This window comes from Streptomyces sp. NPDC002793 (assembly GCF_040295485.1).
In the GTDB taxonomy this organism is placed as follows: domain Bacteria; phylum Actinomycetota; class Actinomycetes; order Streptomycetales; family Streptomycetaceae; genus Streptomyces.
Genome location: NZ_JBEOVL010000029.1, coordinates 19848 through 44792, shown reverse-complemented (window position 1 = coordinate 44792; position 24945 = coordinate 19848). Strand labels below are relative to the sequence as shown.

Here is a 24945-nt window from a genome sequence, read left to right as displayed (position 1 = left end):
TCGGTGCAACAAAAGTCCGAAATGTCGCGTTATCTTGCTGGGGTACTCCACCCTGCCGCCGAGCGGTCTCACCCTCAGCGAGAGAAGCGATGCTCCAGGCCATCGGACTCACCAGCGCCCCCCGTCGCGACGGTCCGCCCGTCGTGGACGACCTGACCTTCCAAGCCCCGGCCGGCAGTGTCACCGCGCTGCTCGGCGCACCCGGTTCCGGCAAGACCACGGCCCTCCGTCTGATGCTCGAACTCGAAGCGGGAAGGGGCGTCACCTACTTCAGGGGCCGCCCGCTGCACCGCATCGGCCACCCCGCCCGCGAGGTCGGGGTGTTGCTCGGCGACGTACCGGGGCATCCCGCGCGCACCGCGCGCGGTCAGCTCCGCATGCTCTGTGCCGCAGCGGGAGTTCCCGCGTCGCGAGCCGACGAACTGCTCGAGGTCGTGGGCCTCGCGGCGTTGGGCGACCAGCGCATCGGGACCCTCTCGGCGGGGATGGACCGGCGGCTCGGTCTCGCCTCGGCGCTGCTCGGCGATCCCCATACGCTCGTTCTCGACGAGCCCACCGCGGGGCTCTCGCCGCGCGAGCGGAGCTGGCTCCACGGCCTGCTCCGCGCACACGCGGCCGAGGGCGGCACGGTCCTGCACACGACCGGCGATCCCAAGGAAGCCGCCCGCGCGGCCGACCGGGTGGTCACGATCAGCGAAGGGCGTCTCGTCGCCGACCAGGACGTCGCCGACTTCTCCCGCACCCGTCTGCGCCCCCGGGTCGTCGTGCGGACCCCGCACGCGGCCCGGCTGGCCGCCGTGGTGAGCCGTGAGGCCCGCGCCGCCCAGCGCTCCGTCGAGGTGGTCGCCGAGGGTGGCAGCCGGCTGGCGGTGTACGGGAGCAGCTGCGCGGAAGTCGGGGACGCGGCGTACAGGCACGGTGTCCCCGTCCATCAACTCGCCGACGAGACAGGGGACGCGGGGCCGACGGCCGCTCCGTCCCGGGGCCCGGGCGGTGGGTGTGCCCCGCCGGGCTCGCCGCCGAGGATCGTCCTGCCGGGGCCGGCCTCGACCGTGGCGGTCTCGAAGCTGCCGCCCCCGATCCCCGTACGCCCGGCCCGTGGGCCGCTCCGCCCCGTGCGGTACGAGCTGCGCCGCCTCTTCGGCGTCAGGGTGACCACCCTGATCATGGCGGCCGTCCTGATCGTCTCGGCGGGCCTCTCCGTGGTGCTGGCCCGCTCGGGGAGAACGCCCCTGCCGGATCTGCTGGTCGCCTGGCCGGACCTGTTGCCGCTCCCGCCTGCCGCGTTCGCGGCCGGGCTGCTGGGCGCCCTCTCCTTCGGCGACGAGTTCCGTTACCCGGCGCTCGCCGCAGGACGCGGGACGGTGCCGCGCAGGCTGGGTCTCCTGCTGGCCAAGCTGGTGGTCTCGGCGGGCGTCGCGCTCCTGCTCGCCCTGCTCTGCGTACTGGCGGACGCCGAGGCGCTCCGCCTCGTGTACGGCGGTGACGTGGTGGCCGTACCCGCGAACGCCGTTCAGTTGGCCTTCAGTTGGGCCGGTCTGTCGGTGGGGTGTGCCTGGGCGGGGCTCCTGGGGGCAGGCGTGTTCCGGCTGACCGGTGCCGGAGTGGCGGCCGTGTTGGCGGTTCCGGTTCTCGTCGTACCGCTGGTGCAGAAACTCCTCGCGGGACCGTCCGCCCGTTCGATCACCGGCCTGCCGGGCCGACTGCGTGAACTCGGCCGGGTGCAGTGGCCCTACGAGGCGGACCGATGGGTCATGGCCGCCGTGCGGGTCGTGGCACACCCCGTGGGGCTGGCGCTTTCCTTGTCGTTGTCCGCCTTGATCTGCGCGTATGTGTTCACCAGCCTTCGCGGAAGGGCCCGTTGGTGATCGCGTTGCCGGGGTGGGGTGCACGTCCCCTGAATAATCCGCCTGAAGAAGTGTGATTTCTACCGATAAGGCGTCAATTGAGCGGTGGGTGCCGATCACCCTTTCGTGTGCTTTTCACCAAAGACCTCAAGGGCTGGGTGAGCAGCGCCGACAAAGGATGCGTGAGTACCCTTGCGCACACCATGATGACCGCCGCCCGCTCCGCCGACTCCGGCCTCGCCGGGCCGGGCGAACTCGACCGCTACCCCTACACGGAGGCGCCGGCCGGCGAGCGTGCCGCCCTCCGGTCCTGGGGCGGTGCCGAATCCGACCTGGGGCGGGCCGGCCGGCGAGGCACGGCCAGTCGCGGCCGTGGACTTCACGGCCAACTGGTCCAGCAGCTCGGCCAGATGATCGTTTCCGGTGACCTCGGTGCCGACCGGCCGCTCGTCCCGGAGGAGATCGGTCAGCGATTCGAGGTGTCCCGCACCGTCGTGCGGGAGTCCCTGCGCGTCCTCGAGGCCAAGGGCCTGGTCAGTGCCCGGCCCAACGTGGGTACGCGGGTCCGGCCGGTGAGCGACTGGAATCTGCTGGACCCCGACATCATCGAATGGCGCGCCTTCGGCCCGCAGCGCGATGACCAGCGTCGCGAGCTGGACGACCTCCGATGGACCATCGAACCGCTGGCCGCCCGGCTTGCCGCGGGGCACGGGCGTGAGGACATCCAGCAGCGCCTCAACGACATGATCGAGATCATGGGGCATGCGATGGGCCAGGGGGATGCCATCACGTTCTCCCGGGCCGACGCCGAGTTCCACGCACTCCTGATCCAGGCGGCGGGCAACCGCATGCTCGAACATCTCTCCGGGATCGTGTCGGCCGCCCTGCATGTCTCCGGCGGGCCCGTCACCGGCTGTGACCGGCCGGCCGAGGCGTCCCTCGGTCACCACGCGCGGATCGTGGAGGCCCTGGCGGCGGGTGATTCCGCAGGCGCCGAGGCTGCCATGCGGCAGCTGCTGGTGGGCCACACGGACGGGGAACGGGTGGTTCCCGCGCCTCGCGAGCACTGAACGCCCTACGGCCGGGGTAGGCGGACCGTGTGCCGCCGGGCCTTCGCGGCTCGGCGGCATGTTCATGCGGTTATATGACCTCTGGTTCTGTTTGTCGCGAATGAGGTGTGACTGGGGCCACGCGAATTGGGCGTAACACTCCTCGAAACAGTGCGATGACTTAAGAGGTGACCGCCGCGGAAGGAATACAGCAGCCACACAGTGCGCTGTGCAGTTCTGAGGCCAAGCCCGCGCCGTCGGCGACATCCCCAGCCGACGGTCGTCGGTTCCAGCCCTCTCCAGGGCCGGACCGGAAGCCGTTTCCATCGTTCCGAGAGGTTGTTCGTGTCGGCCAGCACATCCCGTACGCTCCCGCCGGAGATCGCCGAGTCCGAGTCTGTGATGGCGCTCATCGAGCGGGGAAAGGCTGATGGGCAGATCGCCGGCGATGACGTGCGTCGGGCCTTCGAGGCTGACCAGATTCCGCCAACCCAGTGGAAGAATGTTCTGCGCAGCCTCAACCAGATCCTCGAGGAAGAGGGTGTGACGCTGATGGTCAGTGCCGCGGAGTCGCCTAAGCGCGCCCGCAAGAGCGTCGCAGCGAAGAGCCCGGTCAAGCGCACCGCCACCAAGACCGTCGCGGCCAAGACGGCCGTGACGCGGACCGTCGCGGCATCTGCCGCCCCGGCGGCCCAGAGCGCGGATGTGGCGGCCGACGACGCTGCCGTTGCCGCTCCTGCGAAGAAGACAGCAGCCAAGAAGACGGTCGCGAAGAAGACCGCCGCGAAGAAGACCGCGGTCAAGAAGACCGCTGCGAAGAAGGCCGGAAAGCAGGACGACGAACTGCTCGACGGTGACGACGCGGCCGAGGAAGTGAAGCCCGGCAAGGGTGAGGAAGAGGAGGGCGAGGGCGAGAACAAGGGCTTCGTCCTCTCCGACGACGACGAGGACGACGCACCCGCGCAGCAGGTCGCCGTCGCCGGCGCCACCGCCGACCCGGTCAAGGACTACCTGAAGCAGATCGGCAAGGTCCCCCTCCTCAACGCGGAGCAGGAGGTCGAGCTCGCCAAGCGCATCGAGGCCGGTCTCTTCGCCGAGGACAAGCTCGCGAACGCCGACAAGCTCGCACCCAAGCTCAAGCGCGAGCTGGAGATCATCGCCGAGGACGGCCGCCGGGCCAAGAACCACCTGCTGGAGGCCAACCTCCGCCTCGTGGTCTCGCTGGCCAAGCGCTACACCGGTCGCGGCATGCTCTTCCTGGACCTCATCCAGGAGGGCAACCTCGGTCTGATCCGCGCGGTCGAGAAGTTCGACTACACCAAGGGTTACAAGTTCTCCACGTACGCCACGTGGTGGATCCGCCAGGCGATCACCCGCGCCATGGCCGACCAGGCCCGCACCATCCGTATCCCGGTGCACATGGTCGAGGTCATCAACAAGCTCGCGCGGGTGCAGCGCCAGATGCTCCAGGACCTGGGCCGTGAGCCCACTCCGGAGGAGCTGGCCAAGGAGCTCGACATGACCCCTGAGAAGGTCATCGAGGTCCAGAAGTACGGCCGCGAGCCGATCTCCCTCCACACCCCGCTGGGTGAGGACGGGGACAGCGAGTTCGGAGACCTGATCGAGGACTCCGAGGCGGTCGTCCCGGCCGACGCGGTCAGCTTCACGCTGCTCCAGGAGCAGCTGCACTCCGTGCTCGACACGCTTTCCGAGCGTGAGGCGGGCGTGGTCTCGATGCGCTTCGGTCTCACCGACGGACAGCCGAAGACGCTGGACGAGATCGGCAAGGTCTACGGGGTGACGCGCGAGCGCATCCGTCAGATCGAGTCCAAGACCATGTCGAAGCTGCGTCACCCGTCGCGCTCGCAGGTGCTGCGCGACTACCTCGACTAGGCCGCGGACGTTGCACATGGGCCGGGGCCCGGAACCTGACGAAGGTTCCGGGCCCCGGCCCATGTCGGCATGCGGTCGGCACCGGGGCGGATGACGCTGAGTGGGCACTGTTCACGTCTGCGTCAGGAGCTTCCATGCCCCGTGTTCCCGTACGTGCCCTTCCCGCCGCCTTCGCCATGGTGGTCGCCGCGGCCCTCATACCCCTCGGTCCCCCGGACCCCGCCGCGGCGGACGGCGTCGTCGTCGGCGGGAGGCCGGTGGCCGTCGCTGACAGTCCGTGGGCCGTGGCCCTTTCGAGCCGTGACCGGTTCGGGGGAATCCGCGCGGGGCAGTTCTGCGGCGGGGTCGCGATAGCGCCGACGAGGGTGCTGACGGCCGCCCACTGCCTCAGGGAGGACGTGCTGGGAGCAGCCGTCACGGAGGTCCGGGACCTGCGGGTCATCGCCGGCCGGGACGAGCTGAGCGGGCCGGGTGGCCAGGAGATCCCCGTGCGTTCGACCTGGGTCAATCCTGGTTACGACCCGCGTACCAATGCCGCCGACCTCGCGGTCCTCACCCTGGCCCGGGCGTTGCCGACGAGCAGCGTCATCGCGATGGCAGGGGCAGGGAACCCGGCGTACGAGCCGGGTACCGCGGCGACCGTGTACGGCTGGGGGGACACGACGGGGTACGGAGCCTATGCGTCCGGGCTGCGCGCGGCCTCGGTGCGGGTGCTGCCGGACAGCGACTGTGCCCGGGCGTACCCCGGCGGCACGCAGGGTGTGTACGAGGCCTCATCGATGCTCTGCGCCGGTGACAGCGCGGGTGGGCGGGATGCGTGCCAGGGGGACAGCGGAGGCCCGCTGGTGGCCCGTGGGCGCCTCGTCGGGCTGGTCTCCTGGGGAAGCGGGTGCGGGAGCCCCGGAAGCCCCGGGGTGTACACGCGTGTGTCCGCGGCGATCGGGTGGATGGCCGCACGGAGCTGACCGCGGCGGCCCCGCATCGCACGGCGACATGAGAACGGGCGGCTTTCCCCGAGGGGAGGCCGCCCGTCGGCCGGTCCGGGACCGGGCCCATGGCTCGTCGTGGATGCGAGGTGTCAGTGTTGTTCCTCGTCGGCGGCACTGGCCTGCACGGCAGTGAGCCGATCTGTCTCATCCTGTATTTCCGCGGCGATCTTCTTGAGTTCCGGCTCGAACTTGCGCCCGTGGTGGGCACAGAAGAGCAGTTCACCGCCGCTGATCAGGACGACGCGCAGGTATGCCTGGGCGCCGCAACGGTCACAGCGGTCTGCTGCGGTCAGCGGGCTCGCGGGGGTCAGAACAGTAGTCACGTCGCCTCTTCTCTAGCTCGACGAGCTGTCGTACCAGGGTCAACATCCAACCAGGCCGAAAACGTTCCCGCTCGTGGCATTTCTTCGAAACTTCTTCTCAGGATGGCTGTCTGTTGACGGTTGGCGGCGAATGTGCCGTATTGCGTAGCGCTACGGTTTCGCGTTGCTTGTGTGGGCCGGTCCGCCGGCTGGCTTGCCGGTTGTTCATGAGGACGTGCCCGGAGCCTAAATGGTTCATGCCTCGAAGGGAACGTGATGTGCGCGTCACCCCAAGGGGTGATCGAACGTCTATGCGAGGCTGGACTAGCATAAGGATTCCCCCTGGGTGGCGTTACAACCGCTCTACCAGGCCTCGGTAGGCTCTCAGCGGCTACCGAGGCCGAGCCCGTCACCCACTGGGCCCCCGAATGAAATTCAGCGAGGAGCGAACCGCGTGACCGCCGATTCCGTGCCGTCCACTGCGCTGCTGACCGGAGCAGGCGGCGCAGACAGGGACAGCTCCAACTACACCGCGCGGCACCTTCTCGTCCTCGAAGGGCTCGAAGCCGTCCGTAAGCGTCCCGGGATGTACATCGGGTCCACGGACAGCCGCGGACTCATGCACTGCCTCTGGGAGATCATCGACAACTCGGTCGACGAGGCCCTCGGGGGTTACTGCGACAGCATCGAGGTCATCCTCCACGACGACGCCTCCGTCGAGGTCCGTGACAACGGCCGGGGCATCCCTGTCGACGTGGAGCCCAAGACCGGGCTCTCCGGCATCGAGGTCGTCATGACCAAGCTGCACGCCGGCGGGAAGTTCGGCGGCGGTTCCTACGCGGCGTCGGGCGGCCTGCACGGCGTCGGTGCCTCGGTCGTGAACGCCCTGTCCGCCCGGCTGGACGTCGAGGTCGACCGCAACGGCGCGACGCACTCCATCAGCTTTCGGCGCGGTGTCCCGGGCATGTTCACCGAGCAGGGGCCGGAGAGCCCCTTCGACCCCGCCAACGGCCTCCGCAAGGGCAAGCGCGTCCCCAAGACGCGTACGGGTACCCGGGTGCGGTACTGGGCGGACCGCCAGATCTTCCTCAAGGACGCGAAGCTCGGCCTGGAGACGCTGTACCAGCGCGCACGCCAGACCGCGTTCCTCGTGCCCGGCCTCACCATCGTCGTCCGCGACGAACGGGGCATCGACGGCGAGGGCAAGACCGAGGAGACCTTCCGCTTCGACGGCGGGATCAGCGAGTTCTGCGAGTACCTGGCGCAGGACAAGGCCGTCTGCGACGTCCAGCGGCTCACCGGGACGGGAACGTTCAAGGAGACCGTGCCGGTCCTGGACGACCGCGGGCACATGACGGCCACCGAGGTCACCCGCGAGCTGGGTGTCGACATCGCCCTGCGCTGGGGCACCGGCTACGACACCAACCTCAAGTCCTTCGTCAACATCATCGCCACCCCCAAGGGCGGCACCCATGTCAGCGGCTTCGAGCGCTCCCTCACCAGGACGGTGAACGAGGTCCTGCGCTCCGCCAAGCTGCTGCGCGTCGCCGAGGACGACATCGTCAAGGACGACGCTCTGGAAGGCCTGACCGCTGTCGTCACCGTACGGCTCGCGGAGCCGCAGTTCGAGGGGCAGACCAAGGAGGTGCTCGGCACCTCGGCGGCCAACCGGATCGTTTCCAACGTGGTCGCCAAGGAGCTCAAGGCGTTCCTGACGTCCACGAAGCGCGACGCCAAGGCGCAGGCCAGGGCGGTGCTGGACAAGGCCGTGGCAGCGGCCCGCACCCGTATCGCGGCCCGCCAGCACAAGGACGCTCAGCGCCGCAAGACCGCGCTCGAGTCCTCCTCGCTGCCCGCGAAGCTCGCCGACTGCCGGAGCGACGACGTGGAGCGCAGCGAGCTCTTCATCGTGGAGGGCGACTCGGCCCTCGGCACCGCGAAGCTGGCCCGCAACAGTGAGTTCCAGGCCCTGCTGCCGATTCGCGGGAAGATCCTCAACGTCCAGAAGTCGTCCGTCTCGGACATGCTCAAGAACGCCGAGTGCGGTGCCATCATCCAGGTCATAGGAGCGGGCTCCGGGCGCACCTTCGACATCGACGCGGCACGCTACGGCAAGGTCATCATGATGACCGACGCCGACGTCGACGGTTCCCACATCCGCACCCTGCTGCTCACGCTCTTCCAGCGGTACATGCGGCCGATGGTCGAGGCCGGGCGGGTCTTCGCGGCCGTGCCTCCGCTGCACCGGATCGAGCTCGTCCAGCCCAAGAAGGGCCAGGACAAGTACATCTACACCTATTCGGACAACGAGCTCCGGCAGACCCTGCTGGAGCTGCAGCGGAAGAACGTCCGGTTCAAGGACTCGATCCAGCGCTACAAGGGCCTCGGTGAGATGGACGCGGACCAGCTGGCGGAGACCACGATGGACCCGCGCCACCGCACCCTGCGCCGGATCAACATCGGCGACCTGGAATCCTCCGAGCAGGTCTTCGACCTGCTGATGGGCAACGAGGTCGCGCCCCGCAAGGAATTCATCACCAGCTCCGCGGCCACCCTGGACCGCTCGCGCATCGACGTCTGAACACCTCGACGCGCCCCCGAGCCCCCGCCCGTGCCGCCATGCGCACGAGCGGGGGCTTGCGCACGCACCCCGCGCTTCCGTCACCTGAAATGGTGAAGCACGGCGAATGACGTGCCCGGGATCTTCCCGTTCTGCCCATTCTTGGCTACGCGGCCGAAAAAGGCTCGTGGACAAGGGAGTTGTCGGTGGAGAAGGAAGCAGGGCCCCGCGCGGCGGCGATGCCGCTCGACGACCCGTGGTACGAGGTGACGGACATCGGATGGGCCCAGCCGGAGGACGCGGGTGTCCGGGCGTCCAACGCCTCGGGTAACACGGCTGTTCCGCTCCTGGCGCTCGTTCTCGGAGGCGGCGAGGGCTCCAAGGGCGGCACGGTGCTCTTCGCGATCGTGGCAGCCATCGCCTTCGCCACGATCCTGGCCGTCGTCGCCGGGATCACCCTGGCCTCCTCGGCCTCCGTCGCCCACGACCTCTACGCCTCGCTACGCCGGCCGGGGACGAAACGGCGGAGCGAGGTCGGCGTGGCCCGGGTGGCCGCGGCGGGCATCGGGGCAGTGGCCATCGCCCTCGGCCTCCTCGCCCAGGACCGGAACGTCGCGTTCCTGGTGGGGCTGGCCTTCGCGGTCGCGGCGTCCGCGAACCTGCCTGCGCTGCTCTACTCGCTGTTCTGGCGGAACTTCACCACCCGGGGAGCGGTCTGGGCCGTCTACGGGGGTCTGGTCCCCGCCGTCGTGCTCGTCCTGCTCTCGCCGGTCGTCTCGGGTAGCCCCACCTCGCTCCTCACAGCACGCGGAGACGGAGGTCCGGTCGCTCACCGGCGCCGGTGCGGCATAGGCGCAGCCGAGGCCGCCGGACTCATGAGCCGGTGGCCCAGGTGTACCGGTGTTCCGGGCGGCCCGTCTCGCCGTACCTGAGGGACAGCCGCACCCGGCCCGTGCGTTCCAGCAGCTTCAGATAGCGCTGGGCCGTCTGCCGGCTCATCCCCGCGCTCTCGGCGATCTCCTGTGCGGAGAGGGGCCCCTCGGCCGTACGCAGGGCCTGACGGATCAGTTCCGCGGTCGTCGTCGAGTGTCCCTTGGGCAGGTCGGACGTTCCCGTGGCCCACAAGGCCCCGAACAACCGGTCCACCTCCGTCTGCTCGGCCTCGCCACCGCTCTCGAACGTGCGGCGCAGTACCGCGTACGCCTCCAGTTTGGTACGCAGCCCGGCGTACGCGAACGGCTTGACCAGGTACTGGAGGGCTCCGTGGCGCATCGCCGCCTGCACGGTGGCGACGTCGCGTGCGGCGGTCACCATGATCACATCGGTGTGATGGCCGAGGGCCCGCAGCTCCCGCACGACGGCCAGACCGTTGCGGTCCGGCAGATAGTGGTCGAGCAGGATCAGGTCGATGGGCATCTCGCCGATCCTGGCGAGAGCCTCGGCCGCCGAGTGGGCCATGGCGGCCACCTGGAATCCGGGCACCTTGGAGACATAGGCCGCGTTGATCCGGGCGACCCGCACGTCGTCGTCGACGACGAGAACCTCGATCACGGGGATCCTCCTGACGTCGCGGGTCGTACGGGGGACGAAGGGCAGCCGGGCTGCGGGGTCTCGCCCAGAGCGTCCGGGAGGACGACGGTGAACACAGCCCCGCCCTCGGGGGAGCCCGATACGGACACGCTGCCGCCCTGTCGTTCGGCGAGCCGTCGTACGAGCGGCAGCCCCAGGCCGCGTTTGCCGTGGGCCGGGAGCTCCTTCGTCGACCAGCCCTCCGTAAAGATGGACTCGTGTGCATCGGCGGGAACGCCCGGACCGCTGTCGTGCACCCGCAGCACCACCGTACGGCCCTCGGTCCGCAGCCCGACCTCGATCCGTGCGCCGGGAGACCCGGCGGCCGCGTCCATCGCGTTGTCGACCAGATTCCCGAGGACCGTGACGAGCCCTCGTGGGTCCACCAGCCGGTCCGGCAGCAGTGCGTCCGCGGCCATACGCAGAGCGACGCCGCGCTCCGCGGCCACGGTCGCCTTGCCCACCAGGAGGGATGCCAGCAGGGGGTCGTGGACCTTCTCGGTGACCTGTTCGGCGGTCGCCCGGTGGACGCCGACGACTTCTGTGACGAATTCCGCCGCCTCCTGGTGCATCTCCAGCTCCAGCAGTCCCAGGAGGGTGTGCAGCCGGTTGGCGTGCTCGTGGTCCTGGGCGCGCAGCGCGTCGATCAGGCCACGGGTGGAGTCGAGCTCGCGGCCGAGATACTCCAGCTCCGTGCGGTCGCGGAGGGTGGCCACGGCCCCGCCGTCGTCGGTCGGCACCCGGTTGGCGAGCAGCACGCGGCTGCCGCGTACGGTCACCAGGTCGTCGCCGACGACCCGCCCGGCCAGCACCTCGGTGGTCCGGCCCTCACCCAGCGCCTCGTCGAGCCGCTTGCCCGCGGCGTCGGGACCGAGGCCGAGCAGCCGCTGGGCTTCGTCGTTCAGGAGCCTGATGCGCCCGGTGCGGTCGAGCGCCACGACCCCCTCGCGAATGCTGTGCAGCATGGCCTCGCGCTCGGTGAGCAGCGCCGAGATGTCGGAGAACGCCAGGTCGTGGGTCTGTCGCTGAAGACGGCGGGAGATCAGATAGGCGGCCAGCGCCCCCACGGCCAGCGCTCCGCCCGCGTACGCGAGCAGCCCGGGGATCGTGGCGAGCAGCCGGGCACGGACGCTGTCGTACGCGATGCCGACCGAGACGGCGCCCACGACCCGGTCCGATCCGTCGAGCAGCGGCACCTTGCCACGGGCCGAACGTCCGAGCGTGCCGCTGTCGATCTCCATCACGGACCTGCCGGCCAGGGGTGTGCTGGGGTCGGTGGAGACGACGCCACCGATGCGGGAGGCGTCCGTGTGCGACCAGCGCACGCCCTGCCTGTCCATGATCACGACGTACTCGGCTCCGGTCGACCGCCTGATCCGCTCCGCCGCGGTCTGGACGGCCCCGTCCGGTCGCGGCTCGGTGGCGAGCAGCGAGGCGGCGATCTGCGGCTGCGCTGCCGTGCTCTGCGCGATCGCCAGGGCGCGGCGCATCGCCTGGTCGTCGAGCTGTGCGCTGAGGGGTGCCAGGAAGAGGCCCGTGACGAGGACCGTGACGCCGGTGATGATGGCCAGCTGCATCAGCAGGACCTGGGAGAAGACCCGCTTCGGCCAGCCGAAGCGGCGCGGTCCCCGTGGGGTGGTCGGTGGGGCGCTCATCGTACGAACGGTAGAGGGCGAACCCCGCTTACCGAAATCTCCGTCGGCCGGACCCCTGCCGATCGGCTGCGGCTGGTTTCACGGAACGGGCAACGGCCGGGGCGGTCGTGGCCCGTTGTACTGCCCTCTGGGGCGCATGCGCAGCGGACGTTCCGTGTACTCCTCCATGGCATGGGCGATCCACCCCGCCGTACGGGACACGGCGAACACCGTCTCGCCCGTTTCGGCGGGCATGCCGTACGCGACCGAGAAGGCTGCCAGGGCCAGGTCCACGTTGGCGTGCAGGGGCGTGTGGCGGGCGGTGGTCGCGACCACGTCACGGGCCGCCGCCGTCGCCGGGGCCGCCTCGGGCATCTCGTCCAGCAGCGCGGGGGCCCTCCAGCACACCCAGTCCCGCGGAGACCACGGCGTACGGGTGCGCGTGGGTCGACGCGGCGACGCGTGGTGCGCCGAGCCGGGCGCTGGACACCATCGGCACCACTGACAGGATCGACAGCTGGATCCGTGACCGGGTGCTCGCGGGGGAGCGGATCATGGGCTTCGGACACCCCGTCCACCGCACCGAGGACCCGCGTTCCCGCATGCTCCGCTCGGTCGCACAGGGATTCGGCGGCCCGCTCGTCGACTTCGCCGTCGAGGTGGAGCGCCAGGTGGAGGCGATCCTCGCCGAGCTCAAGCCGGGACGCGAGCTCCACACGAACGTGGAGTTCTACGCCGGCGTCGTCATGGAGCTCTGCGGACCGCCGCGCGAGATGTTCACCCCCACCTTCTGCGCCGCGCGCATGGTCGGCCGGAGCGCCAATATCCTGGAACAGGCGGAGGACTCGAAGATCATCCGTCCGGCGGCCCGCTGCGCGGGGACCCCGCCTCCGCAGCCCGTACCGGCACTCTGACCGACCAGAGGAAGGCCCCCGTTGACCCCGCCCCGCGCCCCGCAGATCCCGGTCGTCGTCCTGGCGGGGTTCCTCGGATCCGGCAAGACGACCCTGCTCAACCACCTGCTCCGCAACAGGGCGGGCAACCGGATCGGGGTCGTCGTCAACGACTTCGGGTCCATCGAGATCGACGCCATGACCGTCGCGGGCCAGGTCGGCTCCACGGTCTCGCTGGGCAACGGCTGCCTGTGCTGTGCCGTCGACGCGAGCGAGCTCGACACCCATCTGGAGACCCTGACCGGGCCCGCCGCCCGGCTCGATGTGATCGTCATCGAGGCGAGCGGTCTCGCCGAGCCCCAGGAACTCGTGCGGATGCTGCTGGCCAGCGACAATCCGCACATCCGGTACGGGGGACTGGTCGAGGTCGTCGACGCGGCCGAGTTCCCCGCCACCCGGGAGCGCCACCCGGAGATCGACCGGCACCTCGCCGTCGCCGACCTGATCGTCCTGAACAAGACCGACCGCGTCGCGGACGAGGATCTCCGGGCCGTGCGGGAGGCGGTGGACACCGCCGGCGGCGGAGCGGCGGTCATCCGCGCCGTGTACGGGAGGATCGACCCGGAGGTGCTGTTCGACCCCGTGCTCCGGCCGGACGAGGACGGCGCCTTCCGCCAGCTGACCTTCGAGGACCTGCTCCCGGAGGCCGACCGCACGCACGAGGAGCATCTGCACGCGGCGTACGAGAGCGTCTCGTTCACCGCCGACGTCCCGCTCAGCCCCCGCCGCTTCATGGCGTTCCTCGACTCCAGGCCCGCGGGCCTCTACCGGATCAAGGGATTCACCGACTTCGGCGCGGGTGACCCCCGTAACCGGTACGCCCTGCACGCCGTCGGCAGGTTCCTGCGCTTCGTACCGCAGCGCTGGGCCACCGGCGAACCGCGGCGGACCCAACTGGTCCTGATCGGCTCCGGCATCGACGCCGAGGCGCTGCACAAGGAACTGGAGTCCTGCCAGGACGCCTGGCAGGACGCCACCGAGGAGCTGGAACGCAGCATGTGGGGCGTCCTGCGGTACGTACGGCAGCCGGACGGCGACGAGGCCTGAGCCCTCGCGCCGTCCGGCCGGTGTCCTACAGCGGCCCGGCGATCACCGCGACGGGACTCGTCAGCGGTGTCCCCGAACCGTCACGGCGCGGATCGGGGTCCGGCAGCTCGGCCGGTGCGCCGTTCTTCTGCGCCGCCCGCGCCGGGGTCTCACCCGCCCAGGCGAACACCAGGACGTCCTCCCCCTTGAGGAAGCGCTGGCAGCGCACCCCGCCGGTGGCCCTGCCCTTGCGCGGGTACTGATCGAACGGGGTGAGCTTCCAGGTCCGCTCGGAGTCGTCCAGAGTGCCGTGCGACCCGGCGATCGTGAACACCGCGGCGTCCGCCGAGGGATCCACCGCGGTGAACGAGAGGACACCGGCGCCCTCGGTGAGCTTGATGCCGGCCATACCGCCCGCCGCGCGTCCCTGGGGACGCACCGACGCGGCCGGGTAGCGCAGCAACTGCGCGTCGGACGTGATGAAGACCAGGTCCTCCTCGCCCGTACGCAGTTGGGTGGCGCCGACGACACGGTCACCGTCCTTCAGCGAGATGACCTCCAACTCGTCCTTGTTGGCCGGGTAGTCGGGCACCACACGCTTCACCACCCCCTGCAGGGTGCCGATGGCCAGGCCGGGCGCGTCCTCGTCCAGGGTGGTGAGGCAGACCAGCTCCTCGTCCGCCTCCAGGCTGAGGAACTCCGAGATCTGGGCCCCGCCCGACAGGTTCGGAGCCGCGTGGGTGTCCGGCAGCTGCGGGAGATCGATCACCGACAGCCGGAGCAGGCGTCCCGCGGACGTCACCGCGCCCACTTCCCCGCGTGCGGTCGCGGCGACGGCCGAGACGATCGCGTCGTGCTTGGTGCGCCGGGCGTCCTCGGCCTGGGCGACCGGCTCCGCGTTGGCCGTGCGGGCCAGCAGGCCGGTCGAGGACAGAAGCACCTGGCACGGGTCGTCGGCGACCTCCAGCGGCACCGAGGCGATCTGGGAACCCGCCGACTCCAGCAGCACCGTGCGCCGGTCGGTGCCGAACTTCTTAGCCACCGCTGCCAGTTCGGACGAGACCAGCTTGCGCAGTTCGGCGTCCGACTCCAGGATCGCGGTCAGCTCGGCGATCTCCGCGTCGAGCGTGTCGCGCTCGGTCTCCAGCTCGATCCGGTCGAAGCGGGTGAGCCTGCGCAGCGGGGTGTCCAGGATGTACTGGGTCTGGATCTCGCTCAGCGAGAAGCGCTCCATCAGGCGCTCCTTCGCCTGCGCCGAGTTGTCGCTGTCCCGGATGAGACGGATGACCTCGTCGATGTCGAGCAGCGCCACGAGGAGGCCCTCGACCAGGTGCAGCCGGTTGCGGCGCTTGGTCCTGCGGAACTCGCTGCGCCGGCGCACCACGTCGAAGCGGTGGTCGAGATAGACCTCCAGGAGCTCCTTCAGCCCCAGGGTGAGCGGCTGTCCGTCGACCAGCGCCACGTTGTTGATGCCGAAGGACTCCTCCATCGGCGTCAGCTTGTAGAGCTGCTCCAGCACGGCCTCCGGCACGAAGCCGTTCTTGACCTCGATCACCAGACGCAGACCGTGCGCCCGGTCCGTGAGGTCCTTGACGTCCGCGATGCCCTGCAGCTTCTTCGAGCCGACGAGGTCCTTGATCTTGGCGATCACCTTCTCCGGCCCGACGGTGAAGGGCAGTTCGGTGACGACGAGACCCTTACGGCGGGCCGTGACGCTCTCTATGGCGACCGTGGCGCGGATCTTGAACGTGCCGCGCCCGGCGGCGTACGCGTCCTTGATGCCGCCGAGACCCACGATCCTGCCACCGGTGGGCAGGTCGGGTCCCGGGACGAAGCGCATCAGCGTCTCGAGGTCGGCGCCCGGGTGCCGGATCAGGTGGCGGGCGGCGGCGATGACCTCGCCGAGGTTGTGCGGGGGCATGTTGGTCGCCATGCCGACCGCGATCCCGGAAGCGCCGTTGACCAGGAGGTTCGGGTACGCCGCCGGGAGGACGACCGGCTCCCGCTCCTGGCCGTCGTAGTTGGACTGGTAGTCGACGGTGTCCTCGTCGATCGACTCCGTCATCAGGGTCGTGGCGTCGGCCATCCGGCACTCGGTGTACCGCATGGCGGCCGGCGGGTCGTCGTTGCCCAGCGAACCGAAGTTGCCGTGCCCGTCGACGAGGGGCAGGCGCATCGAGAACGGCTGTGCCATGCGCACCAGTGCGTCATAGATCGACGCGTCACCGTGCGGGTGCAGTTTGCCCATCACCTCGCCCACGACGCGGGCGCACTTCACGTAGCCGCGGTCGGGGCGCAGTCCCATCTCGTTCATCTGGGACACGATGCGGCGGTGCACGGGCTTCATGCCGTCGCGGGCATCGGGCAGCGCCCTGGAGTAGATCACCGAGTACGCGTACTCGAGGAAGGAGCCCTGCATTTCGTCGACGACGTCGATGTCGAGGATCTTCTCCTCGAAGTCGTCCGGCGGCGGGGTTTTCGTGCTGCGGCGGGCCATCGCGGCTGCGACTCCTTCACAGATTCTGTCGGGCAACCTCAGGTTCTGACGCCGACCATTGTGGACCGCCGCACTGACGACGCCGACCTCGACCCGTCCGAAACGGCCCCCGGGGCCTCCCCAGAGCCCCTGTTTACGGCAGCATCTACGACAACATTCACCCGACGGGAACTTCGCCAGGTGCCCGTGCGCTTGGTCTTAGAGTGGCAGGTCCGGCAGGAAACCCTGTACCGATCGAAGGGACGTACATGCCCATGGGTCACACGGCCACAGCCCAGGCCGGCTCCGGCGGCTTGACGGCGACCGAGCACCGTCTGGCCAACGGCCTGCGCGTGGTGCTCTCCGAGGACCATCTGACCCCCGTCGCCGCGGTCTGCCTCTGGTACGACGTCGGCTCCCGGCACGAGGTCAAGGGACGCACAGGCCTGGCTCACCTCTTCGAGCACCTGATGTTCCAGGGTTCGGGCCAGGTCAAGGGGAACGGGCACTTCGAGCTGGTGCAGGGGGCGGGCGGCTCCCTCAACGGCACCACCAGCTTCGAGCGCACCAACTACTTCGAGACGATGCCCACGCACCAGCTGGAGCTGGCCCTGTGGCTCGAGGCCGACCGGATGGGCTCGCTGCTCGCCGCGCTCGACGAGGAGTCCATGGAGAACCAGCGCGACGTCGTCAAGAACGAGCGCCGCCAGCGCTACGACAACGTCCCGTACGGCACCGCGTTCGAGAAGCTCACCGCCCTCGCCTACCCGGAGGGCCACCCCTACCACCACACGCCGATCGGTTCGATGGCCGACCTGGACGCGGCGACCCTGGAGGACGCGCAGGCGTTCTTCCGGACGTACTACGCGCCGAACAACGCGGTGCTCTCGGTGGTCGGGGACATCGACCCGGAGCAGACGCTCGCGTGGGTCGAGAAGTACTTCGGCTCCATCCCCTCCCACGACGGCAAGCAGCCCCCGCGCGACGGCTCGCTGCCCGCCGTCATCGGCGAACAGCTGCGCGAAGTGGTCGAGGAGGAGGTCCCCGCGCGTGCGCTGATGGCCGCCTACCGGCTGCCGCACGACGGCACGCGCGAGTGCGACGCCGCGGACCTCGCGCTGACCGTGCTCGGCGGCGGCGAGTCCTCCCGCCTGCACAACCGCCTGGTCCGCCGCGACCGTACGGCGGTCGCCGCCGGATTCGGTCTGCTCAGGCTGGCCGGCGCTCCCTCGCTCGGCTGGCTGGACGTCAAGACGTCCGGCGGCGTCGAGGTGCCCCGGATCGAGGAGGCCGTCGACGAGGAGCTCGCCCGCTTCGCCGAGGAGGGCCCCACGCCCGAGGAGATGGAGCGCGCCCAGGCCCAGCTGGAGCGTGAGTGGCTGGACCGGCTCGGCACGGTCGCCGGCCGCGCGGACGAACTGTGCCGGTACGCCGTCCTGTTCGGCGACCCGCAGCTCGCACTGACCGCGGTGGGCCGGGTGCTCGACGTGACGGCCGACGAGGTCAAGGCCGCCGCAAGGGCGCATCTGCGTCCCGACAACCGTGCGGTCCTGGTCTACGAGCCGCTCGAACCGGCCGACGAGACGGACGGCACCGACGCGCACGAGACCGACGCGCACGAGGGGGCCGACAAGTGACCGACGCCGCCGTGACTGGAGTAGCGATGGAGTACCACCCGCAGCCGACCGCCGGTGAGGCCCGGCCCTGGGCCTTTCCCGCGCCCGAACGCGGCGCCCTGCCCAACGGGCTGACCGTGCTGCGCTGTCACCGCCCCGGCCAGCAGGTCGTCGCCGTGGAGATCTTCCTCGACGCCCCGCTGGACGCCGAGCCCGAGGGCCTGGACGGTGTGGCCACGATCATGGCGCGCGCCCTGTCCGAGGGTACGGACAAGCACTCGGCGGAGGAGTTCGCCGCCGAGCTGGAGCGGTGCGGCGCCACGCTGGACGCGCACGCGGACCACCCGGGTCTGCGAGTCTCCCTGGAGGTCCCGGTCTCCCGGCTGGCCAAGGCCCTCGGTCTGGTCGCCGAGGCACTGCGCGCCCCGGCCTTCGCGGAGAGCGAGATCGAACGCCTGGTGGGCAACCGCCTCGACGAGATCCCGCACGAGCAGGCCAACCCGGCCCGCCGGGCCGCCAAGCAGCTCTCCAAGGAGCTCTTCCCCGCCACGGCGCGGATGTCGCGCCCGCGCCAGGGCACCGAGGAGACGGTCCGGCGGATCGACGCCGCCGCCGTACGCGCCTTCTACGACGCCCATGTCCGCCCCTCCACCGCGACGGCGGTCGTCGTCGGCGACCTCACCGAGGTGGACCTGGACGCGCTGCTCTCCGACACCGTCGGGGACTGGTCGGGCAACGCCGGCCAGGCCCGGCCGGTGCCCCCGATCACCGCGGACGACACCGGCCGTGTGGTCATCGTCGACCGTCCCGGAGCCGTGCAGACCCAGCTGCTGATCGGCCGGATCGGAGCGGACCGGCACGACAGTGTGTGGCCGGCCCAGGTCCTCGGCACGTACTGCCTGGGAGGCACCCTCACCTCGCGGCTCGACCGTGTGCTGCGCGAGGAGAAGGGCTACACCTACGGCGTCCGGGCCTTCGGGCAGGTGCTGCGCTCGACGGCACCCGGGTCCGCCTCCGGGGCGACCGGCGCCGCGATGCTCGCCATCAGCGGCTCCGTCGACACGGAGTCCACCGGCCCCGCGCTCGACGACCTGTGGAAGGTCCTGCGGACCCTGGCGGCCGAGGGGCTCACCGACGCCGAACGCGAGACCGCCGTGCAGAACCTCGTGGGTGTGGCCCCGCTGAAGTACGAGACGGCGGCCTCCGTCGCGGGCACCCTGGCCGACCAGGTGGAGCAGCACCTGCCGGACGACTACCAGGCCCAGCTGTACGCCCGGCTGGCCGCGACCGGCACGGTCGAGGCGACCGCTGCCGTGGTCAACGCCTTCCCGGTCGACCGGCTGGTCACCGTCCTGGTCGGGGACGCCGCGCAGATCGCGGAGCCCGTGAAGGCCCTGGGGATCGGCGAGGTGTCGGTCGTCACCGGCTGACGGAACGGGACATGACGGACCCTGGCGCGTGCACCGGGCGCCAGGGTTCTGCCATGTGTCCGTTTCGTAAAGAAAATGCCTATTAATCCTGTGGGATGTGCGACAAAAGGCCCTTTCTGTTTGGTGCCGTGAAGGGCCCCGACCTAGCGTCGGCCCGGCTGTCCGCCAGACGAATGCCGCATCCGCGGCGCCGGGCAGCCATCGCCGAGTCCCCGTCAGGCGCGAGCCTGGGGAGCCGGGGACCCACGAAGTCCCTGGGGTGAATCGGATCCCTGTCACCTCGTCCGAGGTGTGGGGGCCCGTAGGAGACCTTCCTGCTCCGAACCCGTCAGCTAACCCGGTAGGCGAGAAGGAAGGAAAGGACCAGCCCCTCCATGGCGTTCATCCGTGCCACCGGGAAGCACCGTGCCCCGAGCCGCCTGACGCGCAAGAGCGCCGAGGTCGCCGGCATCGCGGCCCTGGCCACCGCCGGTGTCATCGGCACCACGGCCTCCCCGGCCCTCGCCGCGGACTCCGAGGCCGTCACCGCCACCGGCCTGACCCAGACCGTCGCCCTCGACACCACCCTCGCCGCCCAGATCGACGCCCAGGCGAAGGCCCAGAAGCACCAGGCCGACCTCGCGGCCGAGGCGAAGGCGAAGGCCGAGGCGGAAGCCAAGGCAAAGGCCGAGGCGAAGGCGGAGGCCGAGCGCAAGGCCGAAGCCCGCGCCGCGGAGGCGCGCGAGGCCGAGGCGCGCGCGGCGCGCGCCGCCGAGCGGGCCCGGCTGAACTCCTTCCACCTCCCGGTCGCCGGATCGCACGTGACCACCGGATATCAGTCCGGCGGCGCGCTCTGGTCCTCCGGAAGCCACTCCGGCGTGGACTTCCAGGCGGCGTCCGGCACCTCCGTCGTCGCCGTCGGCGCCGGTACGGTCGTCGAGGCGGGCTGGGGCGGCGCGTACGGCAACAACATCGTGCTGCGCATGAACGACGGCACGTACACCCAGTACGGCCACCTCTCCTCGATCGGTGTGTCCGTCGGCCAGAGCGTCGGCTCGGGTGAGCGGATCGGTGTGTCCGGCTCGACCGGCAACTCCACCGGACCGCACCTGCACTTCGAGGCCCGGACCACCCCCGAGTACGGCTCGGACATGGACCCCGTCGCCTACCTCCGTGCCCACGGCGTCCAGGTCTGACCGCACGCCGCACGACACCGCCCACGACGCAGGCCCCGGCATCCGCCGGGGCCTGCGTCATGTCCCGGAAGAGGTCGCGGAAGGGGTCGCGGAAGGCTCGTGGAAGTGCTTTTTGGCCAAAAGATATCCATGGATTCCACCCCGCCATCGGAAATTGTGGCCGGTTGCAATAGAGTCACGGAACAGGCGTCGATCGGCCGCGTTCCGCGGGGATTAAGGCGGAGGTTCGGACATGCGCATTCCCGCGCATTCGGTATGCACGGCAATCCGTGACGACATCGTCTCCGGTGTCTTCGAGCGCGGCAGCCGCCTCACCGAAGAGGTGCTCGCGCGTCGCTACGGCGTCTCCCGCGTCCCCGTGCGCGAGGCGTTGCGCACCCTGGAATCCGAGGGGTTCGTCGTCACCCGCAGGCATGCCGGTGCCTGCGTCGCCGAGCCCACGGAGCAGGAGGCCGCCGACCTCCTGGAGATCCGGATGCTCCTGGAACCACTCGGGGCGGCCCGCGCCGCGCAGCGCCGCACCGAGGCGCACCTCAAAGTGCTCCGAGGCCTGGTCAGGCTGGGGCAGGAGCGGGTGCGCAGGGGCGAGGGGGAGGATCTGCGCTCCCTGGGCGGCTGGTTCCACGAGACGCTGGCACAGGCCTCCGGCAGCCCCGCGCTGATAGCGCTGCTCACCCAGCTCCGGCACAAGATCGCCTGGATGTACGCCGTCGAGCAGCCGGCCCGCCCCGCGGACTTCTGGGCCGAGCACGGTGCTCTCGTCGACGCCGTGGCGCGCCGTGACGCGGAGCGGGCCAGGGCGCTCGCCACCCAGCACGCCGAGCGGGCCACCGCGGCCCACCGGCTGCGGCGCACGGACCCGCCGGGGCGCCCGGCGCGGGTGAGGACTTCGCAACACCCCGTAAACATCGCGGGAGTCCGCCATTAACAATTGCACCGTATACAAAGAGGATAATTATTGAGGGGCTTTCTTTGTGCTGCCCTGATTTCGTTTTCCGGGCTCAGCCCCGACCTCGTTCGGAAAACGTGAAAAGCCGCGGCTCCCCGTGGGGGTGCCGCGGCTTTTCCGTGGAAATGATTCCAGTTCGGGACGCCCGGAATCAGACGGTCTCCGGAAGCTCCTCGAGCCCTTCGGCGACCAGCTTCGCCAGGCGGTCCAGGGCGGCCTCGGCGTCGTCCGCCTCGGACGCGAGCACGATCTCCTCGCCGCCCTGGGCGCCCAGACCGAGCACCGCGAGCATGGACGCGGCGTTCACCGGGTTGCCGTCAGCCTTGGCGATCGTCACCGGGACGCCGGAGGCCGTCGCGGCACGGACGAAGATGGAAGCGGGGCGGGCGTGCAGGCCCTCGGCCCAACCGACGTTGACGCGGCGCTCAGCCATGGTTCTGCCCTTCACGTAACAATGGGTTGTCTAGACCAGTCTCTCATGCAGGGCGCACTGCCGCGCCAGGCATCGCCACCGGGCACAACGCGATACAGGCCCCAAGCGTGCCCGCGCCGCCACCCCGCCGCGACCGGTGCGACGGGTCGTAGGCTTTGCCCATGGAGCCCACTCCGGAGCAGAGTCCGCATCACGCGTACCCCGACCACTGGGAGGCGGACGTGGTGCTCCGCGACGGTGGCACCGCGCGCATCAGGCCCATCACCACGGACGACGCCGAGCGGCTGGTCAGCTTCTACGAGCAGGTGTCCGACGAGTCGAAGTACTATCGCTTCTTCGCCCCGTACCCGCGCCTCTCCGCCCGGGACGTGCACCGCTTCACCCATCACGACTACGTCGACCGGGTGGGGCTGGCCGTCACGATCGGCGGCGAGTTCATCGCCACCGTCCGCTTCGACCGGATCGACGAGCAGGGCAGGCCCGCCTCGGCCCCCGCGGACGAGGCCGAGGTCGCCTTCCTCGTCCAGGACGCCCACCAGGGGCGCGGTGTGGCGTCCGCACTCCTCGAACACATCGCGGCGGTGGCCATGGAGCGGGGCATCCGCCGCTTCGCCGCCGAGGTGCTGCCCGCCAACAACAAGATGATCAAGGTGTTCCGGGACGCCGGCTTCACCCAGCAGCGCAGCTTCGAGGACGGCTCCGTCCACCTCACCCTCGAACTGGAACCCACGGCCGAGTCGCTCGCCGTCCAGCGCGGCCGTGAGCAGCGGGCCGAAGCGCGCTCCGTGCAGCGCCTGCTGGCCCCAGGGGCCGTCGCGGTCATCGGCGTCGGCCGCGAGCCCGGGGGCGTGGGCCGGACGGTGCTGCGCAACCTCCTCGGTTCAGGCTTCACCGGACGTACGTACGCGGTGAACACCTCCTTCGCCGCCGGACCGGGCACGGTCGACGGGGTGCCCGCGCACCGCACGGTGGGTGAGATCGGCGAGCAGGTCGATCTCGCGGTCGTCGCCGTGCCCGCCGAGCGGGTGCCCGAGGCCGTCGCGGACTGCGGCGAACACGGTGTGCAGGGCCTCGTCGTCCTCTCCGCCGGATACGCGGAGCGGGGTACCGAAGGCCGGGAGCGGCAGCGGGAGCTGGTCCGGCAGGCACGCTCGTACGGCATGCGGATCATCGGCCCGAACGCCTTCGGCATCATCAACACCTCCGAAGCGGTCCGTCTGAACGCCTCCCTCGCCCCCGAGTCCCCCCAGGCCGGGCGCATCGGCCTCTTCACCCAGTCAGGCGCCATCGGGATCGCACTGCTCTCCGGCCTCCACCGCAGGGGCGCCGGGCTCTCGGCGTTCATCTCGGCGGGCAACCGGGCCGATGTCTCCGGCAACGACTTCCTGCAGTACTGGTTCGAGGACCAGGACACCGACGTCGCCCTGCTGTACCTCGAATCACTCGGCAACCCGCGCAAGTTCACTCGGCTGGCGCGCCGGACGGCCGCCGTGAAACCCGTGGTCGTGGTGAAGGGCGCCCGGCACAGCGGAACCAATCCGCCCGGCCACACCGTGCCGGTCAGCCGCATCCCGGACGCGACGGTGTCCGCCCTGATGCGCCAGGCGGGCGTGATCCGCGTCGACACCGTCACGGAGATGGTCGACGTCGGCCTGCTCCTCGCCGGACAACCCCTGCCGGACGGGCCCCGGGTGGCGATCCTGGGCAACTCGGAGTCGCTCGGCCTCCTCACCTACGACGCCTGCCTGGCGGAGGGGCTGCGTCCCCGCCCGCCCCGCGACCTCACCACCGGTGCGAGCCCGCAGGACTTCCGGTACGCGCTGGCCGAGGCCCTCGCCGACCGGACGTGCGACGCCGTGATCGTGACCGCGATCCCCTGGGTGGGCGAGGACGGAAAGGCCGAGACCGGCGACGGCGAGGTCCTGGCGGCCGCGCTGCGCGAGGCGGCGGCCACCGGCCCCCCGAAGCCGGTGGCGGTGGTACACGTGGAGATGGGTGGCCTGGCTCAGGCCCTCGCCGCCGCGGCGGGCACGGCCACCCCGCCCGCACCCCGGCCCGCCGCCGACGCGGCTGTCGTGGAGCCGTCCTCCCGGCAGCCCGCCCCGGGCCCGTCCGCCGACGGGCCGGACGCCACGGGGCACCCCGCCCGCTCCGCCGGCCGCATCCCCGCCTATCCCGCAGCGGAGCGAGCCGTCCGCGCGCTCGCCGAGGCGGTGAAGTACGCCCAGTGGCGGCGCCAGGCGGCCACCCCCGGCAAGGTGCCCGAATTCCTGGACGACACCATCGACGAGCACGGCACCGCCGGACTGATCGAGACACTGCTCGGCCCGAGCCCCGATCCGCGCGGCCGCCCGCTCACCCACGACGAGGCCCGTGAGCTGCTCTCCCGCTACGGAGTCTCCGTGCGGCCCGCGCTCCCCGCCGCCGACCCGGCTGCCGCGGTCGCCGCCGCCGCGCACCTCGGCTACCCGGTGGCCCTCAAGACCACCGCACCCCACCTCCGGCACCGCGCGGACCTCGGCGGTGTCCGGCTCGACCTCACCGACGAGGACGCCCTGCGCCGCGCGTACGACGAACTGACCGAACTGCTCGGCACGCCCGCCGAACTCCGGCCCGTCGTCCAGGCCATGGCACCCAGAGGTGTCGACACCGTCGTCAGGGCGTCCATCGACGCGGCCGCCGGTGCCGTTCTCTCCTTCGGCCTGGCCGGCGCGCCCTCCGAACTGCTGGGTGACACGGCACACCGCCTCGTGCCCGCCACCGACCGCGACGCCGCGGAGCTGATCCGTTCCATCAGGGCGGCTCCGGTGCTGTTCGGCTGGCGCGGTTCCGCGCCGGCGGACACCGCGGCGCTCGAGGAGCTCCTCCTGCGGGTGTCCCGGCTGGTCGACGACCACCCCGAGGTGGTCTCGGTCACCCTGGAACCCGTGGTCGTGGCCACGCAGGGCCTGACGGTGCTGGGAGCGAGCGTCCGACTGGCTCCGCCACCGGCCCGCAGCGACCTCGGGCCTCGCCGGCTCCCCAGCTACTGACCGCCCCATGGA

The 24945-nt window shown here is 70.7% G+C and carries 16 protein-coding genes, 3 pseudogenes and 1 riboswitch; of the genes and pseudogenes, 13 read left to right on the top strand and 6 right to left on the bottom strand.

Features of this window, described 5'->3' with window-relative positions; all coding sequences use genetic code 11:
• Positions 1-89 precede the first annotated feature (89 nt).
• The 4 genes from ABT001_RS25155 to ABT001_RS25140 all read left to right on the top strand — a co-directional run bounded on the left by ABT001_RS25155 (position 90) and on the right by ABT001_RS25140 (position 5754).
• The gene (locus ABT001_RS25155; RefSeq protein ID WP_351281564.1) at positions 90-1868 is read left to right on the top strand and encodes an ABC transporter ATP-binding protein; all 1779 of its coding nucleotides are present in this window, start codon (positions 90-92) and stop codon (positions 1866-1868) included.
• 182 nt (positions 1869-2050) lie between these two features.
• The gene (locus ABT001_RS25150; protein WP_351281674.1) at positions 2051-2917 is read left to right on the top strand and encodes a FadR/GntR family transcriptional regulator; all 867 of its coding nucleotides are present in this window, start codon (positions 2051-2053) and stop codon (positions 2915-2917) included.
• Between the two features lie 324 nt (positions 2918-3241).
• On the top strand, positions 3242-4789 hold the full coding sequence (locus tag ABT001_RS25145) for an RNA polymerase sigma factor (RefSeq protein WP_351281561.1): 1548 nt from the start codon (positions 3242-3244) through the stop codon (positions 4787-4789).
• A gap of 134 nt (positions 4790-4923) precedes the next feature.
• Complete coding sequence (locus ABT001_RS25140; RefSeq protein WP_351281559.1) at positions 4924-5754, top strand: S1 family peptidase; 831 nt, start codon at positions 4924-4926, stop codon at positions 5752-5754.
• Positions 5755-5867: 113 nt separating this feature from the next.
• Here the strand turns inward: ABT001_RS25140 and ABT001_RS25135 are convergent, their stop codons facing one another.
• Entirely contained in the window at positions 5868-6101 is a 234-nt protein-coding gene (locus ABT001_RS25135) for a DUF7455 domain-containing protein (RefSeq protein ID WP_014153643.1), read from the bottom strand.
• A gap of 433 nt (positions 6102-6534) precedes the next feature.
• On the opposite strand from ABT001_RS25135, the gene ABT001_RS25130 reads away from it, so the two are divergent.
• Together ABT001_RS25130 and ABT001_RS25125 are read left to right on the top strand one after the other, a co-directional pair.
• On the top strand, positions 6535-8661 hold the full coding sequence (locus tag ABT001_RS25130) for a DNA gyrase/topoisomerase IV subunit B (RefSeq protein WP_351281555.1): 2127 nt from the start codon (positions 6535-6537) through the stop codon (positions 8659-8661).
• A 284-nt stretch (positions 8662-8945) separates the two neighbouring features.
• Positions 8946-9492 (top strand): annotated as a pseudogene (locus tag ABT001_RS25125) (sodium:solute symporter family transporter); the annotation flags it as partial.
• Positions 9493-9513: 21 nt separating this feature from the next.
• Here ABT001_RS25125 and ABT001_RS25120 read toward each other — a convergent pair.
• The 3 genes and pseudogenes from ABT001_RS25120 to ABT001_RS25110 form a co-directional block, all read right to left on the bottom strand.
• A complete protein-coding gene (locus ABT001_RS25120) occupies positions 9514-10191 on the bottom strand; it encodes a DUF7342 family protein (protein ID WP_351281553.1) in 678 nt (225 codons plus the stop codon).
• Positions 10188-11864 (bottom strand): sensor histidine kinase, encoded by a 1677-nt coding sequence (locus ABT001_RS25115; protein WP_351281550.1) that lies wholly within the window; start codon positions 11862-11864, stop codon positions 10188-10190. The genes ABT001_RS25120 and ABT001_RS25115 overlap by 4 nt, the downstream gene beginning before the upstream one ends.
• 78 nt (positions 11865-11942) lie before the next feature.
• Positions 11943-12312, bottom strand: a pseudogene (locus ABT001_RS25110) (citrate/2-methylcitrate synthase); the annotation flags it as partial.
• Here ABT001_RS25110 and ABT001_RS25105 point away from each other — a divergent pair.
• Together ABT001_RS25105 and ABT001_RS25100 are read left to right on the top strand one after the other, a co-directional pair.
• Positions 12308-12757, top strand: a pseudogene (locus tag ABT001_RS25105) (citrate/2-methylcitrate synthase); the annotation flags it as partial. The pseudogenes ABT001_RS25110 and ABT001_RS25105 sit on opposite strands and share 5 nt — an antisense overlap.
• A 21-nt stretch (positions 12758-12778) precedes the next feature.
• Positions 12779-13843, top strand: a complete 1065-nt coding sequence (locus ABT001_RS25100; protein ID WP_351281547.1) for a CobW family GTP-binding protein — start codon at positions 12779-12781, stop codon at positions 13841-13843.
• 25 nt (positions 13844-13868) lie between these two features.
• On the opposite strand, the gene ABT001_RS25095 is transcribed toward ABT001_RS25100, so the two are convergent.
• A complete protein-coding gene (locus ABT001_RS25095) occupies positions 13869-16319 on the bottom strand; it encodes a DNA gyrase/topoisomerase IV subunit A (RefSeq protein WP_351281544.1) in 2451 nt (816 codons plus the stop codon).
• A 248-nt stretch (positions 16320-16567) separates the two neighbouring features.
• Here ABT001_RS25095 and ABT001_RS25090 point away from each other — a divergent pair, with 248 nt between their 5' ends.
• From ABT001_RS25090 to ABT001_RS25075, 4 genes are all read left to right on the top strand, one after another.
• The gene (locus ABT001_RS25090; RefSeq protein WP_351281542.1) at positions 16568-17935 is read left to right on the top strand and encodes a M16 family metallopeptidase; all 1368 of its coding nucleotides are present in this window, start codon (positions 16568-16570) and stop codon (positions 17933-17935) included.
• A 26-nt stretch (positions 17936-17961) separates the two neighbouring features.
• Entirely contained in the window at positions 17962-19344 is a 1383-nt protein-coding gene (locus ABT001_RS25085) for a M16 family metallopeptidase (RefSeq protein ID WP_351281671.1), read from the top strand.
• Positions 19345-19536: 192 nt separating this feature from the next.
• Positions 19537-19705: riboswitch (cyclic di-AMP (ydaO/yuaA leader) on the top strand.
• Positions 19706-19718: 13 nt separating this feature from the next.
• Positions 19719-20519, top strand: a complete 801-nt coding sequence (locus tag ABT001_RS25080) for a M23 family metallopeptidase (protein ID WP_351281539.1) — start codon at positions 19719-19721, stop codon at positions 20517-20519.
• Positions 20520-20751: 232 nt separating this feature from the next.
• Positions 20752-21447, top strand: a complete 696-nt coding sequence (locus ABT001_RS25075) for a GntR family transcriptional regulator (RefSeq protein WP_351281536.1) — start codon at positions 20752-20754, stop codon at positions 21445-21447.
• Positions 21448-21619: 172 nt separating this feature from the next.
• Here the strand turns inward: ABT001_RS25075 and ABT001_RS25070 are convergent, their stop codons facing one another.
• Positions 21620-21901 (bottom strand): HPr family phosphocarrier protein, encoded by a 282-nt coding sequence (locus ABT001_RS25070; RefSeq protein ID WP_012378711.1) that lies wholly within the window; start codon positions 21899-21901, stop codon positions 21620-21622.
• A gap of 161 nt (positions 21902-22062) precedes the next feature.
• On the opposite strand from ABT001_RS25070, the gene ABT001_RS25065 reads away from it, so the two are divergent.
• Entirely contained in the window at positions 22063-24933 is a 2871-nt protein-coding gene (locus ABT001_RS25065) for a bifunctional acetate--CoA ligase family protein/GNAT family N-acetyltransferase (RefSeq protein ID WP_351281533.1), read from the top strand.
• The last annotated feature ends 12 nt before the right edge of the window (positions 24934-24945 follow it).